General features: G+C 72.6%; 14 protein-coding genes. 7 read left to right on the top strand and 7 right to left on the bottom strand.

The genetic code is table 11. The features are described from left to right. Nucleotides 1–52: 52 nt before the first annotated feature. The 5 genes from ACWDVG_RS14050 to ACWDVG_RS14070 form a co-directional block, all read right to left on the bottom strand. Nucleotides 53–2,998 (bottom strand): Z1 domain-containing protein, encoded by a 2,946-nt coding sequence (locus ACWDVG_RS14050; RefSeq protein WP_451699378.1) that lies wholly within the window; start codon nt 2,996–2,998, stop codon nt 53–55. A 17-nt stretch (nt 2,999–3,015) separates the two neighbouring features. Next, the gene (locus ACWDVG_RS14055; RefSeq protein WP_451699379.1) at nt 3,016–3,993 is read right to left on the bottom strand and encodes a PD-(D/E)XK motif protein; all 978 of its coding nucleotides are present in this window, start codon (nt 3,991–3,993) and stop codon (nt 3,016–3,018) included. Beyond that, nucleotides 3,990–5,534, bottom strand: a complete 1,545-nt coding sequence (locus tag ACWDVG_RS14060; RefSeq protein WP_451699380.1) for an ATP-binding protein — start codon at nt 5,532–5,534, stop codon at nt 3,990–3,992. The genes ACWDVG_RS14055 and ACWDVG_RS14060 overlap by 4 nt, the downstream gene beginning before the upstream one ends. A 130-nt stretch (nt 5,535–5,664) precedes the next feature. Beyond that, complete coding sequence (locus tag ACWDVG_RS14065) at nt 5,665–6,054, bottom strand: very short patch repair endonuclease (RefSeq protein WP_451699410.1); 390 nt, start codon at nt 6,052–6,054, stop codon at nt 5,665–5,667. A gap of 73 nt (nt 6,055–6,127) precedes the next feature. Continuing rightward, nucleotides 6,128–7,126 (bottom strand): SEC-C metal-binding domain-containing protein, encoded by a 999-nt coding sequence (locus ACWDVG_RS14070; RefSeq protein WP_451699381.1) that lies wholly within the window; start codon nt 7,124–7,126, stop codon nt 6,128–6,130. Nucleotides 7,127–7,340: 214 nt separating this feature from the next. Between ACWDVG_RS14070 and ACWDVG_RS14075 the strand changes: the two genes are divergently transcribed. The 4 genes from ACWDVG_RS14075 to ACWDVG_RS14090 all read left to right on the top strand — a co-directional run bounded on the left by ACWDVG_RS14075 (nt 7,341) and on the right by ACWDVG_RS14090 (nt 11,136). Further along, complete coding sequence (locus ACWDVG_RS14075; protein ID WP_451699382.1) at nt 7,341–7,634, top strand: DUF6412 domain-containing protein; 294 nt, start codon at nt 7,341–7,343, stop codon at nt 7,632–7,634. A 100-nt stretch (nt 7,635–7,734) separates the two neighbouring features. After that, complete coding sequence (locus tag ACWDVG_RS14080; RefSeq protein WP_451699384.1) at nt 7,735–8,463, top strand: YidC/Oxa1 family membrane protein insertase; 729 nt, start codon at nt 7,735–7,737, stop codon at nt 8,461–8,463. Nucleotides 8,464–8,600: 137 nt separating this feature from the next. Then, nucleotides 8,601–9,458 carry a fumarylacetoacetate hydrolase family protein gene (locus ACWDVG_RS14085; protein WP_451699386.1) on the top strand — a complete coding sequence of 286 codons (858 nt, stop codon included), beginning with the start codon at nt 8,601–8,603 and terminating at the stop codon, nt 9,456–9,458. Nucleotides 9,459–9,540: 82 nt separating this feature from the next. Beyond that, entirely contained in the window at nt 9,541–11,136 is a 1,596-nt protein-coding gene (locus ACWDVG_RS14090; RefSeq protein WP_451699387.1) for a choice-of-anchor A family protein, read from the top strand. Here the strand turns inward: ACWDVG_RS14090 and ACWDVG_RS14095 are convergent. Then, nucleotides 11,102–11,602 carry a heme-degrading domain-containing protein gene (locus ACWDVG_RS14095; RefSeq protein ID WP_451699411.1) on the bottom strand — a complete coding sequence of 167 codons (501 nt, stop codon included), beginning with the start codon at nt 11,600–11,602 and terminating at the stop codon, nt 11,102–11,104. The genes ACWDVG_RS14090 and ACWDVG_RS14095 overlap by 35 nt on opposite strands. 71 nt (nt 11,603–11,673) lie before the next feature. Beyond that, entirely contained in the window at nt 11,674–12,765 is a 1,092-nt protein-coding gene (locus tag ACWDVG_RS14100) for a Gfo/Idh/MocA family oxidoreductase (protein ID WP_451699389.1), read from the bottom strand. A gap of 56 nt (nt 12,766–12,821) precedes the next feature. Between ACWDVG_RS14100 and ACWDVG_RS14105 the strand changes: the two genes are divergently transcribed. From ACWDVG_RS14105 to ACWDVG_RS14115, 3 genes are all read left to right on the top strand, one after another. Continuing rightward, nucleotides 12,822–13,922, top strand: a complete 1,101-nt coding sequence (locus ACWDVG_RS14105) for an ROK family transcriptional regulator (RefSeq protein WP_451699390.1) — start codon at nt 12,822–12,824, stop codon at nt 13,920–13,922. A gap of 315 nt (nt 13,923–14,237) precedes the next feature. Then, on the top strand, nt 14,238–15,134 hold the full coding sequence (locus tag ACWDVG_RS14110) for a hypothetical protein (protein ID WP_451699391.1): 897 nt from the start codon (nt 14,238–14,240) through the stop codon (nt 15,132–15,134). A 111-nt stretch (nt 15,135–15,245) separates the two neighbouring features. Then, nucleotides 15,246–16,004: a GntR family transcriptional regulator gene (locus tag ACWDVG_RS14115; RefSeq protein ID WP_451699392.1), complete on the top strand. Its 759-nt coding sequence runs from the start codon at nt 15,246–15,248 to the stop codon at nt 16,002–16,004. Nucleotides 16,005–16,025: the final 21 nt, after the last annotated feature.

Here is a 16,025-nt window from a genome sequence, read left to right on the forward strand (position 1 = left end):
AGGGAATCCATCGTAGGAGGGGCAGCGACCACGACGATGCGATCGGGCCGGCTCAGTGGGTCACGTCGTCCCGGGACGCCTCCGCGGCCGAGTCGATCGTCACGAAGCGCACCACCTTGCCGTCGGCGCTGCGGGCCGACGCGGGGGCGACGAAGGTGAAGGCCATGACCAGGCGGCCCGGATCGATCGTCCCCGTCGCTTCCACCTCCGAACGGTCGTCGGGCTGGATCACCGGATACATCATGACGACACCGCGCCGCTCCGCGACGTACCGCTCGGTCACCGCGTTCCCTCCGAAGGGAAGGGCCCCGGCGATGCGCAGGGGCGCGCCTCGGTGCTTCGGTTCACTGATGGCGCCGAAGGCGTCGCCACGCCTGCGCTGTCGCCCGAACCAGGCGAAGCGGCGCCCCGAACCCGTCGGCGAGAAGGTCCGCGCACCCGAGGAGTGCTGGGGCGCGAGCACCAGCCAGTCGTCCACCTGGGCGGGCGCCGAGGCGGTGATCTCCTCGAGATAGGTCAGATGGGGGGTGAAGCGTTCCGGGACGTCCCAGCGCAGGGAGCGGACGAGTCGGAGGAACGCGCCGGCGTCGAGCCGTCCCGTCAGCGCGGGGAAGCAGAGTTCTCTCCCGGTGCTCTCGTCCTTGTAGGAGAAAGTGAGCGGCTGCGGGCTCAGCCCGTCGAGTACGGGGAGCCACAGGGCGCTGTTGTGGCGGAGGTCCGAAGGGTTCGAGGGGTACGCGGTCGGCTCCTCCCACTTGCCGGGCGAGTGGATCTCGACGAGACGGGTGTTGTACATCTTGTTGGCGCTGGCGGGCTTCAGCCAGGACAGGTGCTGTGAGACCAGCGGCGGCATCTGTGCCGGTGTGACCTGCGGTTTTCCGTCGACCAGGGTGGAGTAAAGGTCGAGCTGGTCACGGAAGGTTTCCTCGTCCCTGCAGATGGCCTCGAAGGCCTCCAGGAGATCGAGGCCCTGCTTTCCCTCGTCCCTTCCGAGATAGAGGCGCACGAGATCGCGGTAGCCGTTGCGGAAACCGAACCATCGGCCCATCTGCATGAGTGTCGACGCGTTGTTCGCACGTCGACGGTAGTAGGTGACGGTGAGCCCTTCGACGGTGAAACCGCGCGCGAGCTTCTGTCCTCCGATGAGGATCTTCCAGATCGGCCGCTTGTCGAAGTCGGCGTCTCCGCCGGTCTTGAGGTCGCTGTCGCCGTTGACGACGATGATGGGCTGGTCGTCGCCGCCGATGCGAATCGCGGCCGTGCCGACGTACGGCGACAGCTCGTCGTACGTGGCCGGCACCGGGAAGCCCTCGGCGCGCACTCGGGAGACGGGGGCCACATCGTTGTCGAAAAGGGCGCGCAGTCGCTGGTGGCCGCTCGGCCCGGTGTAACCGGAGTTCCACCACAACTTGCTCACCTTGCCGTGGAGCTCGCGGTGGTCGGCCGTGCGCACCGACTCGTGAATGAGCATGGTGTGGTGCTGGAAATAGCGCTCCCCGAGGCCGTTCTCCTCCCGGTAGAGCTTCATGGCGGCGGTCAGGACGAACATGTCCAGAGCCTGCTGGAGGGCGGTGTCGTCGTCCTCGCTGTCGAGGAGGATGTCGCGGACATGCGCCTTTTCGTTGGAGTTGGCGACGGTGCGTTCCGCGGGCGGAATCGGGGAGTCGAGGTCGTGGAAGTCCCGCACTCCCATGTAACCGGCGGGCCGGGGCAGGGAGACGATGAAGTCCTTCGGGAAGATGTCCTTGGCGTCACTGGGGTCGATGAACACGTTCGCGAACGGCGTGGCCGTGTAACCGACGTACTGGGCGCGCGGCAGGAGTCCGAGGAGTTCCGAGATCTTGTCGTTGATCGCGGTGCGCTCGGCGTTGGGCCTGTCCGGATTGGCGGTGTTCACCGACGCCTCGTCGGACTCGTCGTCGATGATCAGAACGGGGATCTGGTCCAGCGGTGTCTTGATCTTGTTGAGATCCTTCACCAGCTTTCCGAGGACGGTCTTGTTCTTCTTGACCACCATGAGCCGGGCCGACGAGCGGTGGAGGTTGCGCGGGTCGAAGAGGTCGAAAGCGGGTTCCTGTTTCTCGAATTCGAGGGCGACGATCCCCTGCAGAAGGCTCTTGTAGTCGTCGGTCCTGGTGGTCATGCGGACGATGTCGAATCCCCCGAGGGCCGACGGCAGCCCCCCGTGGGTGAGGAAGTTGCCCTTCGACCAGGCCGGGTCGTCGGCGTAGTCGGATTCGTACTCGGCGGCACCCCTGAGGATGTTCTCGCGACCGACGAGTTCCATGTCGAGGCGCCGCTGAGTCTGGGCGCGCAGCAGGTTCAGCGTGCCTCCGAGGACAATGACCAGGCGATAGCCGGCGTCCATGGCCTTCGCGATGACACCGGTGAAGTTGGCCGTCTTGCCGGACTGCACATGGCCGACGACAAGTCCCTTGGCCTGGTAGGCGGTCGCCGACGTCGGATCGGCGAGCCGCTCGACGACCCGGTCGGTGGCCGTGTCCAGGCCCGCGACCGCCGTCTCGGACCAGCCCTTCTCGGAGAGCAGCCGCCGGTAGGCGGGCCAGTACCAGCTCCGGCCCTGCTGGGACTGCGGCGTGTACCACGGCGTGAACTCGTCGCTGATGACGACGGGGCCGGCTTCCCTGGGGACGGGGACGAGCGAGTTGAGCAGCTCCCGGGTGTGCTCCGAGAGGGCGAGCAGGTTCAGGACGTCCGCGCGCCGCTCTTCGGTACGTGCCGGCGCCGTTGACCACGAAGGGGCCTCCGCGTAGTCCCACTGCGTGAGTCGCTTGCGCCACAACTCCACGAGCTGATGCGTGGAATGGGCGGTGCTCAGGACGGCCCGGAAGTCGCTCTCCTCGACCATGCCCTCGGCGTCCCGTCCCTCGTCCTCGGCCTGGTAGGCCAGGGCGCGCAGCAGGTTCTTGGGACGGGCGTCCATGCCGGCGAGGGCGGAGGTGTGCAGGATGAGCCGGAGCGTTTCGTGCGGAGTCATCGGGGTGTCCTCGGGCGTCAGGGAAGAGAGATGTCGGTGAGGGCGGCCGGGGCCCCGGCGGACGGAAGCAGACCGGTCACGTCGACGGTGTAGGTGATGTCGCCTATGCGGTCCCGAAGCGTCGGGGGCACGGTCGAGTCGTCCAGGCGCGGCACGGTGTCGTCCACGAACAGGGGCACGGCGGGGGAGCGCAGGTGCCACCGCTCGTCGTCCGGCGTGTCCGGTCGCCATCCCGAAGCGGTGAGCTTCCGATCGAGACGGTCCGCCAGCGCCGGCGCGTGCTCGGCGACGCCGCGGCGCACCGTGCGCGCGCAGTCGGACAGCGTCCTTCCGCCGCCGCCACCGCGGGTGAGCTGTATCGAGACCAGCCACAGGTCCCTGCCGGGTTTCGGGCTGAGCTGCCCCAGACCGTGGACGGTGTGCAGGCGACGTTCGGAGGCCGTGGTCTTGACCTCGACGTCGACCTCGGGAAGCCCGAAGTCGTGTTCCTCGCCCTCCGGGCCGATCCAGGACTCCACCGCCGTCGGCCAGCCGTGGGCCCCGGCCACCGACGTCAGGACGGCGAGCTCCCCCATGAGGCCGATCCGCTGTGCCGCGCCGATGTCGCGGGAGCGGCCGAGAAGGGCGCTCCACGCTCGTACCGTCTCGGAGAAGGCCTGCTCCAGGGACCGGTCGTGGGTGATGATGCGGTCGGCCACCGCGTTCAGGAGATCGTGGAAGTCGCGGAGCAGCGTCTCCTGCGTGGTCCTGATGCGAGCCATGCGCATGCCTCGTACGGCGACGGTGTCGACGACGACGGCGGGCAGGGGGGAGGTCGGCGGACGGTGGCGCCCCGTGAGCTCGACGTGCAGGGCGATGCCCCGGCCCCCGTCGCCCACCACGTATGTGACCTCGGGATGGGACTCGGGCGGTGACAACCGGTAGGTGGTCTCCTGTCGGGCGCCGAGGTAGTGCTCCACCGCGCTCCACCGCACGTGGGCGTCCGGTGTGCTCACTGCTCGCTCCCGCGGAGTTCCGACCGTACCGCTGCGACCAGGATCGACTGCCACAGCTGCAGGTTGTCCTTTTCGCGGCTGCCGCTGTACTCCTTCTCGAAGGTTTGGTGGAGCAGCAGGTAGAGAAGGGCCTTCACCAGGGGGGCGTCGTGGGTGTCGCGAGCCTTCCCGCCGAGGATCGCGTCGCGGTAGTGCTCGTTGAGCACGATGGCCCGGAATTCACGGTCGATGTCGAAGAGCAGCTCGTTGCCGAGGCGGCGCCATTCCACGGAGACGGGCGTCTCGTGCGGCAGGGTCGGCAGCTCCTCCACGATCGTGTCGCGGAGCGCCGCGGCGAACCCCTCACCGGGGGCGATCACGGCCCTTCGGGTGGTCCCGGCGCGCTTACGGGCTTCCCGGTACGCCGCGTCGGCGGCGGCCAGGTAGTCGAGGAAGGTGGGGGCCGTGCTTCCCCCGGCCGATCCGTGGGTGGCCGTTTCCAGCGCCGCGCTGAAGTCGGGCGACGTGTCGACCCCGGACTTCTTGACGGTGAGCCGGAAGACGTCGCCGGCGTTGTCCGGGAGGTCCACGGCGACGCGAGCCAGCGAGAGGTGCTGCTCGGGCTGCCGGAAGTTGTTCCAGCCACCGGCCTGCACGAGACGGTCGTGCCGGTAGAAGAAGAAGCCCTGGCGGTCGAGGACAGAACCGATCGCCTTGTACTCGTCGAGGTTGGACTTCGGTGTCCAGACATGGGCGGTGAGGTCCATCTCGCCGATACCGGGCAGGGTCGCGGTGAACACCCGTGGATAGTCGGGCGCCCCCGACACCGGGTAGCCGAAGGGGTCCAGCGGTTCCACACCGAAGTTCATGTAGACCGAGCCGGTTCGGACGTCCTCCACCGCGATGGTGATGTTGAAGTCCTCGCGCGCGAGGAAACGGTGCAGGTGGAGCCCCAGATGCAGGCCCAGCCTGTTGATCGTCCGCTGGAGGTAGCGATCCGTCTGGCCGCCGCCGCCGTGCTTCGGAAAGTCCTTGACTCCGTCCCAACGCACGACGGTGCCTTGCCACGTGATGGGACGCCCGTCGTCGTAGCGGTCGATCAGGGTCTGGGCGTACTCCGGGGCGACGATGTCGCACTGGAACCCGGACACCGCCCGCTCCATGAGCCAGCGACGACCGACGGCGCGGGTGCGCTTGGTGGTACTGACCACGGTGACGGCGGAGGCGTGGCTGAGGGAGGCCGACTTGAGACCGGTGCCGAACATGCCGAGAGCGTCCGGCGCGTAGTCGCGGCGGCCACCGACGGTCATCGCGACGTCCAGCTCCTCGTCGGTCATGCCGCGACCGTCGTCCACCACCAGGAGGCTGACCAGCTGGTCGCCGTCGCGGAGGAAGTGGATGACCACGTCCTTGGCGCCGGCGTCGATCGAGTTGTCGACGAGGTCGGCGACCGCCACCTCGAAACCGTACCCCTGACTGCTCAGCGCTTCCATGTACCGCGCGTCGGGCGGGAGGACCTTGCTCCCGGCGACTGGAACGTCGAACTGCCAGTCCTGAGTCATGGGCGTGCCTCGAGTGATCGGATGCAAGGACATGTCGAAGAGTGACGGTAGAGCACCGGTGCGACTGTCGGGCAAAGCTCCCGGATGTTCGACGAGCGCTTTCGCGACGCGGGGCGGACGACCGGACGCCTCAGCGTCGGTTCCGGCCCGTGGCCTCCGCCTTCGCACCGATGACGAGACGTGCGATCTCGTGCTCGTCCTCGTGCTCCCAGAAACGGAGGACCGTCCACCCCTGGGCTTCGAGGTGCGCGGTCGTCTCGCGGTCGCGGGCGATGTTCCTGTCGAGCTTGGTCCGCCACCACTCGGCGTTGGCCTTGGGCCGTGTCGCGTGCCGGGGGCAGCCGTGCCAGAAGCAGCCGTCGAGGAAGACGGCGATCCTGGCGGGGCCGAAGACGATGTCGATCGTGCGGCGGGGCATGCCCGGAACCGGGACGTTGACGCGGTACCGCAGCCCCGAGGCGTGCAGGAGTCGGCGCACCGCCAGCTCCTGGGAGGTGTCGCGCGAGGCCTGCCGGCTCATGCGGACGGAGACGGAGGGCGACGAGGGCACGAGCTTGGACACGACAACATTCTCCCGCGCCCCCGGCCGCCGGTCACTGCGCCCCGTGGCACTCCCCGTACGGGCGCTTCGAGCCGCACCAGCAGGGGGTGGTGCGGGTGGGGGGCCAGGGGGTGGCGTGGCCGCGGGCCGCGAGGGTCGTGGCGTACTGGGGGAGGAGGTCCGCGTTCGAGGGGTGGGTGGATTCCGAGGCGGCGAAGGCCTCGTAGGAGGGGACCGTCGCCGGGACGATGCCGAGGTTCGGGGTGCCGGCCTGGGCGAGTTCGCGGAGGGAGGCCTCGATGTCCGTCAGGTGGGCGCGGTACGTGGGGTACTCGGCCTCGAGCTCGGGGTAGGCGGCGAGGAGTTCGTCGAGTTCCGGTTCCGGCCAGTGCAGGACCGCGACCGGGAAGGGGCGGGACAGGGCCGTGCGGTAGGTGCCCAGCTCGGAGCGGAGGCGGGCGATCTCCGCCTGGAGTTCCGCCGGGTCGGAGGAGCCGAGGGCCCAGAGGCGCTTCGGGTCGTGCAGCTCGTCGAGGGGGACGTCGGCCGGGTGGAGGCGGTCCGCCAGGGTGTCCCAGTCGTCGTGCGGGAGCGCCAGCATCCGGCGGACCCGGTGGCGGGTGGTGAGGAGGGAACGGGTGGAGTGGGGCAGTTCGTCCGGGGCGGTCACCAGGAGCGTCGCGGCCTCGGTCAGGGTCGCCTCCGCCGCCTCCAGCTCGTCGTGGGCCTCCAGGGTCTCCGCCGCGATCTCCCACGGGGCCGCGTCCGCCGGGCGGGCGCGGCGGATGCCGGCGACGATCGCCCGCGCCTCGGCCTCGTGGCCGTACTCCCAGAGGTTCGACGCCTTCAGGGCTCGGATGAGCAGCGGGTCGGCGGGAGTCCCGGAGAGCAGCTCGTCGTAGAGGGTCGTCGCCCGGGGGCGGTCGCCCGCCAGTTCCAGATGGGCCGCGGCCTGGAGCAGCAGGGGCTCCCGGTCCCCGGGGTACTGCGTGGCGGTGCGCAGCAGGCGCTCGGCTTCGGTGGTGTGGGCGGCAGGCGTGTCGGGGCGCATGCCGTCCACCGTACTGCTGTACGTGTCCGGAGAGTTGGCGCGGCAGTGCTCGTCGTCCCGTCGGGCGGGGTGCGGAGCGTGCCCGCGCGGGCCGCGGGTGGGGGCCGAGACGGTCCTCATCCGCCGCGGGAACTTTTCGCGGGGGCCGTGCGTCGACAGGAGAGAGTCACACGAAGAGCTCGAAGAGCACGGAGAGGGACGGGGGAGGGGCGTCATGGGGAGGGAGCTGGGGCTGCGCGTCCTTGCGCCGCTGTTCTGCCTGCTCGCCCTCGCCGACCTGCTGCTCTCCGACGGCGGCGGGCTCTCCACGGCCGTCGCGCTCGCCGCGACCGCCTTCCTCTGCGCCCTCGCCGGAGCGCGTACGGCCCCCGCCGTGCCGCCCACCCGCGTCCGCACCGCGATACGCGACCGTGAGCTGCGCACCGCCTTCCTGCCGCAGCGCGATCCCGACGCCGCCGGGCGCCGCAGACCCCGGGCTCCCGGCCGTCGCCTCGCGACGGCCGCGTAGGGAGCGTTCACCGGGCACAGCTCACCGAGCACCTCACGCGGATCCGTCCTGCCGAGATTCCCCTTTCTCCTGGCACGACGAGACCCCCGGAGGGCTCACCATGTCCGCGCTCCTGTCCGCGTTCGCTTCCCTGGTCGAGCGGCTCGCCGAGCTGCTCCAGCCGCTGTTCGCCACCGCATCGACCGCCGCCGCCATCGTCCTGTTCACCGCGCTCGTCCGGCTCGCGATCCACCCGCTGTCCCGGGCCGCCGCCCGCGGCCAGAAGGCCCGCACCCGGATCGCCCCGCAGCTCGCCGAGGTGCGCACGCGGTACGCCAAGAACCCGGAGCGACTGAAGAAGGCGGTCCTCGACCTGCACGCCAAGGAGAAGGTGTCGCCCTTCGCCGGCATCCTGCCGAGCCTGCTCCAGGCGCCCGCGTTCCTGCTGATGTACCACCTGTTCGCCGACGAGCGGATGGCCGGGCACGCCCTCCTCGCAGCCCCGCTCGGCGACCGCTGGGCCGACGCCCTCGCCGACGGCGGGCCCTTCGGCCCGGCCGGGCAGGTGTACCTCGTCCTCTTCGCCCTCGTCGCCGCCGTGGCGACCTTCACCTACCGCCGCACGAAGCGGCAGCTCGCCGACCAGCCCCTCGACCTCGGGCAGCCCACCCCGGGCGCCGAGACCATCGCCAAGGTGATGCCACTGCTCTCCTTCGCCACCCTCGTCACGGTCGCTGTCGTCCCGCTCGCCGCCGCGCTCTACGTCGTCACCAGCACCACCTGGAGCGCCGTCGAGCGGGCCCTCCTCTTCCGTACGGAGAAGGAGGCGCCCGCGGCTACTCGCGCGTAAGGGTCCAGGGTGTGAACGGGGTCTTGCAGAGCGCCCCGTTCTCTTGGAGGATCGACCAATCCTCCGATGGCCGCACTCCATCGGCCGGGGCACCTCAGGGCCCGCCGCGGGCCCACCTCGACCACAGGGAGAAGACCATGAAGCTGCTGCGTGTCGGCCCGGCGGGGGCCGAGCGCCCCGCCCTGCTCGACGACGGCGGGATCCTCCGCGACCTCTCCGCCCTCGTCGACGACATCGACGGCAGTCTGCTCGCCGACGGCTCCGCGCTCGACCGGATCCGCGGCGCGGCCGGCGCCGGCGTGCTGCCCGCGCTCGACGCCACCGGGCTGCGCGTCGGACCACCGGTCGGCCGGATCGGCAAGGTCGTGTGCATCGGGCTGAACTACCACGGGCACGCCGCCGAGACCGGCCAGGCCACCCCCGCCGAGCCCGTCGTCTTCCTCAAGGCCGCCGACACCGTCGTCGGCCCGGACGACACCGTGCTCGTACCGCGCGGCTCGGTCAAGACGGACTGGGAGGTCGAGCTCGCCATCGTCATCGGCCGGACCGCCCGCTACCTGGAGACCGACGAGCAGGCCCTCGCGCACGTCGCCGGGTACGCCGTCGCCCACGACGTCTCGGAGCGCGAGTTCCAGATCGAGCGCGGCGGCACCTGGGACAAGGGCAAGAACTGCGAGACCTTCAACCCGCTCGGGCCCTGGCTGGTCACCGCGGACGAGGTGCCCGACCCGCAGGCGCTCGGCCTCCGCCTCTGGGTGAACGGCGAGCTGAAGCAGGACGGCCACACCTCCGACCAGATCTTCCCGGTCGCGGAGGTCGTCCGGTACGTGAGCCGGTTCATGACCCTCTACCCGGGCGACGTCATCAACACCGGTACGCCCGCCGGGGTCGCGATGGGCCAGCCCGAGCCCAAGCCCTACCTGCGCCCCGGCGACGTCGTGGAGCTGGAGGTCGACGGCCTCGGGCGCCAGCGCCAGGAGCTCAAGAGCGCCTGACGACTCCATTGCGGCGACGCCTCCGCGTGGGGCGTCGGCGCGAGGGCGATCTTTGCGCATATTGCCTGATATGCAACGTCATATGACCGCGCGACGCCTCGCCGTCGTCGCCGCCGCCTCCGTGGCCGGTGCCGCCGCCCTCGTCGGAACGCTCGCCGCCACCGGATTCGCCGATCCGCTGCCCGGCGGCCTCGGACCCTGCAAACCCGGCAACTGCCCCACCGGCCCGTACCCCGATCCCGGCAACGGCACCGTGGTGTACCGGGACAACAACATCAACGTCTTCGTCGGCGGCGACTTCCTCGTCCGCGAGGCCGCCGCCGAGGCCGAGGGCAAGGTGGTCGTGCTCGGCGCGTTCGACATGAACAAGCGCGCCGGCGCCTCCAGCGTCTACAACGTCGGCGTCGCGGGCGTCGGCTCGCGCATCCCGCCGGAGAACGGCACCGACTTCCTCACGGTCGGCGAGGACCTCTCGGTCGCCGCGGGCCAGCGTCTCCTCGCCGAGGAGGGGACGGTCCGCGGAGTCGTACGGTACGGGGGCGCGCTGACAGGGACGGTGAACCCGGCCCCGGTGCGCACGGCGGCCGCCGCCTCTCCGTACACGGCGCTCCGCGACCAGCTGTCCGCCGCGAGCCGGTGCTACGCGTACGTCGACGGCCGGTCCCGCTCGGCCACCGGCACGGCCGTCAACACCGGCGGGGAAACCGTCTTCACCGGCGACGGGACCTCGGCCCTCCAGGTCTTCACCGTCGACTTCGACCTGGAGTCGGCGAGTGGCGGACAGCAGGGCATCCGCTTCGCCGGAATTCCCGCGAACGCCACGGTCCTGGTCAACGTCCTGGGGGCCGATCGCGTCGTCGACTCGTACGTCAACGGGCTGCCGGACGGTCTGCGCGAGCGGGTGCTGTGGAACTTTCCGGACGCGGCGGCGGTGAAGTTCGAGGGGACCGCCCAGTTCGCGGGGAGCGTGCTGGTCGGCAACCAGGCCAGTACGACCACCGTCACGATGCCCGGGATGAACGGGCGCTTCTTCACGACCGGCAACCTGACGCACGCGTCCGAGGTCAGCGGGGGCGGCGGACAGGAGCTCCACGCCTATCCGTTCAACGGCGACCTGCCCGCGTGCGACGAGAAGCCGACCCCGACCCCGACGGAGCCCACGCCTACCGAGCCGACCCCGACGGAGCCCACGCCGACCGAGCCGACCCCGACGGAGCCGACTCCGACGGAGCCCACGCCAACGGAGCCGACGCCAACGGAGCCGACGCCGACGGAGCCGACGCCGACCGAGCCGACTCCCACGGAGCCGACCCCGACGGAGCCGACGCCGACGGAGCCCACGCCGACCGAGCCGACTCCCACGGAGCCCACGCCGACCGAGCCGACGCCGACGGAGCCCACGCCCACCGAGCCGACCCCGACCGAGCCGACGCCCAGCCCCACCGACCCCACCAACGGCGGGACGACCAGCGGCGGCGGTGACACCGGCGGGTACGGAGACTCCACGGGCGGCTACGGCGACGCGGGAGGCGGCCACCACGGTCCGCACGGCCAGCTGTCCGAGACCGGCGCGGGCACGGGCGAGGTCGTCATGGGCGCCACCGCCGTCGCCCTCGCCCTCGGCGGCGGCACGCTCGTCGTCGTCAGCCGCCGCCGTCGCCGTCGACGTCCGAGTTGAGGAAGCGTTCCAGCGCCTCCACCACCAGGGCGTGGTCCTCCGCCTGCGGGAGCCCCGAGACGGTGACCGAGCCGATCACGCCCGCGCCCTCGACCGCGACCGGGAACGAACCGCCGTGCGCGGCGTACCGGTCGGGGTCGAGGCGCGAGGACGCCTCGAACGTCGTGCCCTTGGCCCGGAACCGGGCGCCGACCAGGAACGAGCTGACGCCGTACCGTTCGACGACCCGGCGCTTCCGGTCGATCCAGGCGTCGTTGTCCGCGCTCGACCCGGGCAGCGCGCAGTGGAAGAGCTGCTGCGCGCCGCGCCGGATGTCGATCGCCACGGGCGCCCGCCGCTCCCTGGCGAGCTCCACCAGCAGCGTGCCGAGCGCCCAAGCGTCCTCGTAGGTGAACCGGGGCAGGACCAGCCGCGCCTCCTGGGCCTCGATGGCCTCGGTCTCGGAGAGCCCCTGGGCCTCCGGGATCCCCTGGGCCTCCGGGACCCCCTGGGCCTCCGGGACCCCCCGCGCCTCGGGAATCCCGTCGTCGCCGGGCCTCACAGCGTCACCGTGATTCCCTCGCGGGCGGAGCGCCGCGCCGCCTCCAGGACGTCCAGGGCGGCCGCGGCCTCCAGCGCGGTGACCGGGTTCGGGCCGGTGCCGCGCACGGCGGCGGCGACGGCCGCGTAGTACGCCGGGTAGTCACCCGGCACCGAGGGGACCGGGGTCCCGCCGCCGGAGAGCGGCGACTCGCCGGAGCCCAGCCGGCCCCACAGCTCCTGCGGCTCCGCGCCCCAGACGGTGCCGGGCTCCGGGCGCAGGCCCTCGCGCAGGGCGGCCTCCTGCGGGTCGAGCCCGTACTTCACGAACCCGGCGCTCCGCCCGAGCACCCGGAAGCGGGGACCGAGCTGGGCGGTGGTGGCGCTCACGTACAGGTGGGAGCGGACGCCGTTCGCGTGGGTGAGCGCGAAGAACGTGTCGTCGTCGGCCTCCGCGCCGGGGCGCCGCACATCGGACTCGGCGTAGACGGAGACCACCGGGCCGAAGAGGACGAGGGCCTGGTCGACCAGGTGGCTGCCCAGGTCGTACAGCAGCCCGCCGATCTCCTCGGGGGAGCCGGACTCGCGCCAGCCGCCCTTGGGGCGGGGGCGCCAGCGCTCGAACCGCGACTCGAAGCGCTGGACCTCGCCGAGGGCGTCCTCGTCGAGGAGCCGGCGCAGGGTCAGGAAGTCGTTGTCCCAGCGGCGGTTCTGGAAGACCGAGAGCAGCAGTCCGCGCTCGTCGGCGAGGGCGGCGAGGCCGCGCGCCTCGGTGGCGGTCGCGGCGAGCGGCTTGTCGACGACGACGGGGAGGCCGGCCTTCAGGGCGGCCCCGGCGAGCGCGACGTGGGTCTTGTTCGGGGAGGCCACGACGATCAGGTCCAGCTCCTCGGCCCGCTCCCACAGCTCCTCGGGGCGGGCGGCGACCCGGACGCCCGGGTGGGCGGCGCGGGCCTCGGCGGCCCGCTCGGGGTTGCCGGTGGTGACCGCGGTGAGGACGAGGTCCTCGGAGGCGGCGATCAGCGGGGCGTGGAAGACGGAGCCCGCGAGGCCGTAGCCGACGAGTCCGACGCGGAGGGGAGTGCGGGGGTCGGTGCTGCTGCCAGTCATGCCCGCCACTTAAGCAACGCTGTTGCCAAAGTGCAAGCGACCGCGACAATGGGGGTGTGAAGAACGACCTGGGTGGAGTGAACCTGCCGGCGCTGCGCAGCCACAACGCGGCGCTCGTGCTCGATCTGCTGCGCGCGGCGGGGGAGGACGGCATCAGCCGCCTCGAACTGGCCGAGCGCACCGGCCTCACCCCGCAGGCCGTCAGCAAGATCACCGCCCGGCTGCGCGCGGAGGGCCTCGCGGCGGAGGCCGGGCACCGCGCCTCGACCGGCGGCAAGCCCCGTACGGTCCTCCGGCTCGTCCCCACCGCCGCGTACGCCGTTGGTGTCCACGTCGACCGCGACGAACTCACCGTCCTCCTGACCGACCTCGCCGGCACCGCGGTCGGCCTGCGCCGCCGCCCCCTGGACCTGGGCGCGGGCGCGGGCCCGGTCCTCGACGCGGTGGAGGGGGAGGTCCGCGCCCTGCTGGGGGAAGGGGGCGGTGGCGACGGCTTCCTCCCGGACGGCTCCGCGCTCCGCGCCGCCGTGGTCGGGGTCGGAGTGGCGATGCCCGGGCCGTTGGACCACCGCGCCGGGGTGCCGGGGCGGGTGACGGGCTTCCCCGAGTGGGCCGGGCACCCCGTACGGGACGAACTGGCAGCGCGCCTCCGCCTGCCCGTGGTCCTCGACAAGGACACCAACGCCGCCGCCCTCGGCCTCGCCCTGCGTCCCGGGGCCCCCGGCTCCTTCGCGTACGTCCACCTCGGTACGGGACTCGGTGCCGGGCTCGTCCTCGGCGGGGCGGTGCTGCGCGGGGACCGCACCGGGGCGGGCGAACTCGGCCACCAGACCGTCCAGCTCGACGGCCCCCCGTGCGGCTGCGGCGGGCGCGGCTGCCTGGAGGTCCTGTGTCTGGCGGCGGTCGGGCGCGGCGACCTCGCAGGAGCCGCCCGGATCCTGGGCACGGGCGCGGCCAATCTCGTACGGCTCCTCGACATCGACCAGGTCCTGCTGGGCGGGCGGGTGGTGCTGGGCGCGCCGGAGGCGTTCGCGGACGGGGTGCAGAAGGTGCTCGCCGGGCTCGGTCTCGTCACGCCCGTCGCGGTGGCGACGGCGCCGCAGGCCGTGGCGGAGGGGGCGGCCTGGCTCGTTCTCGGTCCACTTTTCGGACAATAGGCTGATCGGGCGGATTGCGCGGACCGTTCGGGGGTCCGCGCGGTGTCGTTCCCCGGTCCGGCCCGCCCGGCATGGCAGCGTCGCGGCCGTCCCGTACGCCCGCGAGCAGCAAAGGCCTGCCCCATGGCACCAGCCCCCCTGCGACTGCGCAGCGCCCGAGCACCGTCCCCGTCCCCATCCTCGTCCCCGTCCCCGTCCCCGTGCCCCAGCCCGAAGGTCCTCCCGGGCCCCACCGAGAGCCCCACCGGCACCCCCCGTCCCACCCCCCGTCCCACCCCGCGCGCCCTCGCCGCGGTCCTCGCCCTCGGCGCGACCGTGACCACGACCGCGGGCCTGGTCCTGGGCCCGGTTCCGTACGCGTACGGCTCCGCCCGCACGGCCGAGGCGCCCGTGCCCGCCTGCGGCGCCGCGGCGGCGACCGAGTTCCCGCTCGCCACCCGCATCCACGGAGGCCCGGCCGCGTACGCCGCGGGCGGCCCGCTCCAGGCCTGGCGGCTCGACCTCACCAACACCACCTCCGCGCCCTGCACCGGCATCCACCCGGTGCTCGTCCTCACCGACCGGGACCGCGAACGGGCGCTGCGGCCGGAGCAGATCCGGGCCGAGTTCTACGACGCGGAGGCCGCGCGCTGGCGGCCCCTGGCGTTCGAGGCGACCGACGAGGCGGAGAACGTGGGGGTGTTCGCCGACTCCGCGGGCCGCGCGGACGTCCCGGCCGCGCTCTCCGGCTTCTCCGGCTTCTCCGTCCCCCCGGGCCGTACCCTCACCGTCCCCGTGCGGCTGGCGTTCCGCGCCGGTACCGACCCCGACGAGGTCGTCGTCAACGCGGCCGTCGTGCAGCGCCGGGGCGCCGACGGCGAGTGGGTCGGGGAGTCCGACGACTACCGGCTGACCGTCGAGCCGGCCGAACCCGGCGCGCCCGACCGGTCCGACACCACCGCCCCGCCCGGCACCCCGGACCCGCCCGGCCGCCCCGAGGGCGCGGCGACCCTCCCCGGCATCCCGCCCCCCGGCACGGACCCGGGCCGCGACCCCGCCCACCGCCTGTGGCCGCCGTACGCCCACGTCCCGGGCCACGAACTCGCCCGTACCGGCGGGGAGGAGGGGCTCGCCCTCGCGCCCGTCGCCGCCGCGCTCGCCCTCGGCGGCGGCATGCTCGTCCTCCTCGCCCTCACCGCCCGCCGACGCCGACGCACACCCCCCGCCCCCTGACTCCCGGACCCGGCCAGGGCCCCACCGCCCCCGTCGGCCCCGGCACCCCCAGGTCACGTCCCGTACACCCTCCCGTTCACCACCGTCTGCGACCATCCCCTCGTGAATCCCGTGAACCATCAGACGACCCCCGGCGCCCCCGTGCGCTCCGGCGTGCCCGAGCACGGCCGGGTCCCCAAGTACTACGCGGTGAAGGCGAAACTCTCCGAGCTCATCGACGAGTTGGGGGAGGGCGGGCTGCTGCCCACCGAGCGTGACCTCGCCGTCCGGTACGAGGTGTCCCGCGAGACCGTCCGCCAGGCGCTGCGCGAACTCCTCCTGGAGGGCAGGCTCATGCGCCGGGGCCGGGGCACGGTCGTCGCCGGTCCCAAGCTCGAACAGCCCCTGTCGCTCGCCAGCTACACGGAGGGCGTGCGCCGCCAGGGCCGCCGCCCCGGCCGCAGCCTGATCTCGCTCGACCGCTTCCCCTGCACCGAGGCGCTCGCGCCCGAGGTCGGCGCCGAACGCGGCGAGCCCGTCTGGCACATGGAGCGCGTGCTGCTCGCCGACGACGAGCGCGTCGGCCTGGAGAGCACGTACGTCTCCGAGGCCCGCGCGCCGCACCTGGACCGGGACTTCGACCCCGACTCCTCGTTCTACGCCTACCTCCACGACCGGCTCGGCATCGCGTTCGGCGACGCGGACGAGCGGATCGAGACCGTGCTCGCGACCCCGCGCGAGGCCCTGCTCATCGGCACCCCGCCCGCCCTGCCGATGCTGCTCCTGCACCGCGTCTCGCGGGACACCGAGGGCCGCCCCCTGGAGCGGGTCCGCACGCTCTACCGGGGCGACCGCTTCAGCTTCACCGCCCACCTCGGCCGCCAGGACTGACCCCCCCCGCCGGAAGCGACG

This window comes from Streptomyces sp. NPDC003327, from assembly GCF_053589515.1.

What these genes read in the sequence shown, in the direction of transcription:
- ACWDVG_RS14050 (WP_451699378.1), bottom strand. Translation starts at nt 2,998, where the DNA reads ATGACTCCGCACGAAACGCTCCGGCTCATCCTGCACACCTCCGCCCTC.
- ACWDVG_RS14060 (WP_451699380.1), bottom strand. Translation starts at nt 5,534, where the DNA reads ATGACTCAGGACTGGCAGTTCGACGTTCCAGTCGCCGGGAGCAAGGTC.
- ACWDVG_RS14065 (WP_451699410.1), bottom strand. Translation starts at nt 6,054, where the DNA reads ATGAGCCGGCAGGCCTCGCGCGACACCTCCCAGGAGCTGGCGGTGCGC.
- ACWDVG_RS14070 (WP_451699381.1), bottom strand. Translation starts at nt 7,126, where the DNA reads ATGCGCCCCGACACGCCTGCCGCCCACACCACCGAAGCCGAGCGCCTG.
- ACWDVG_RS14075 (WP_451699382.1), top strand. Translation starts at nt 7,341, where the DNA reads ATGGGGAGGGAGCTGGGGCTGCGCGTCCTTGCGCCGCTGTTCTGCCTG.
- ACWDVG_RS14080 (WP_451699384.1), top strand. Translation starts at nt 7,735, where the DNA reads ATGTCCGCGCTCCTGTCCGCGTTCGCTTCCCTGGTCGAGCGGCTCGCC.
- ACWDVG_RS14085 (WP_451699386.1), top strand. Translation starts at nt 8,601, where the DNA reads ATGAAGCTGCTGCGTGTCGGCCCGGCGGGGGCCGAGCGCCCCGCCCTG.
- ACWDVG_RS14090 (WP_451699387.1), top strand. Translation starts at nt 9,541, where the DNA reads ATGACCGCGCGACGCCTCGCCGTCGTCGCCGCCGCCTCCGTGGCCGGT.
- ACWDVG_RS14100 (WP_451699389.1), bottom strand. Translation starts at nt 12,765, where the DNA reads ATGACTGGCAGCAGCACCGACCCCCGCACTCCCCTCCGCGTCGGACTC.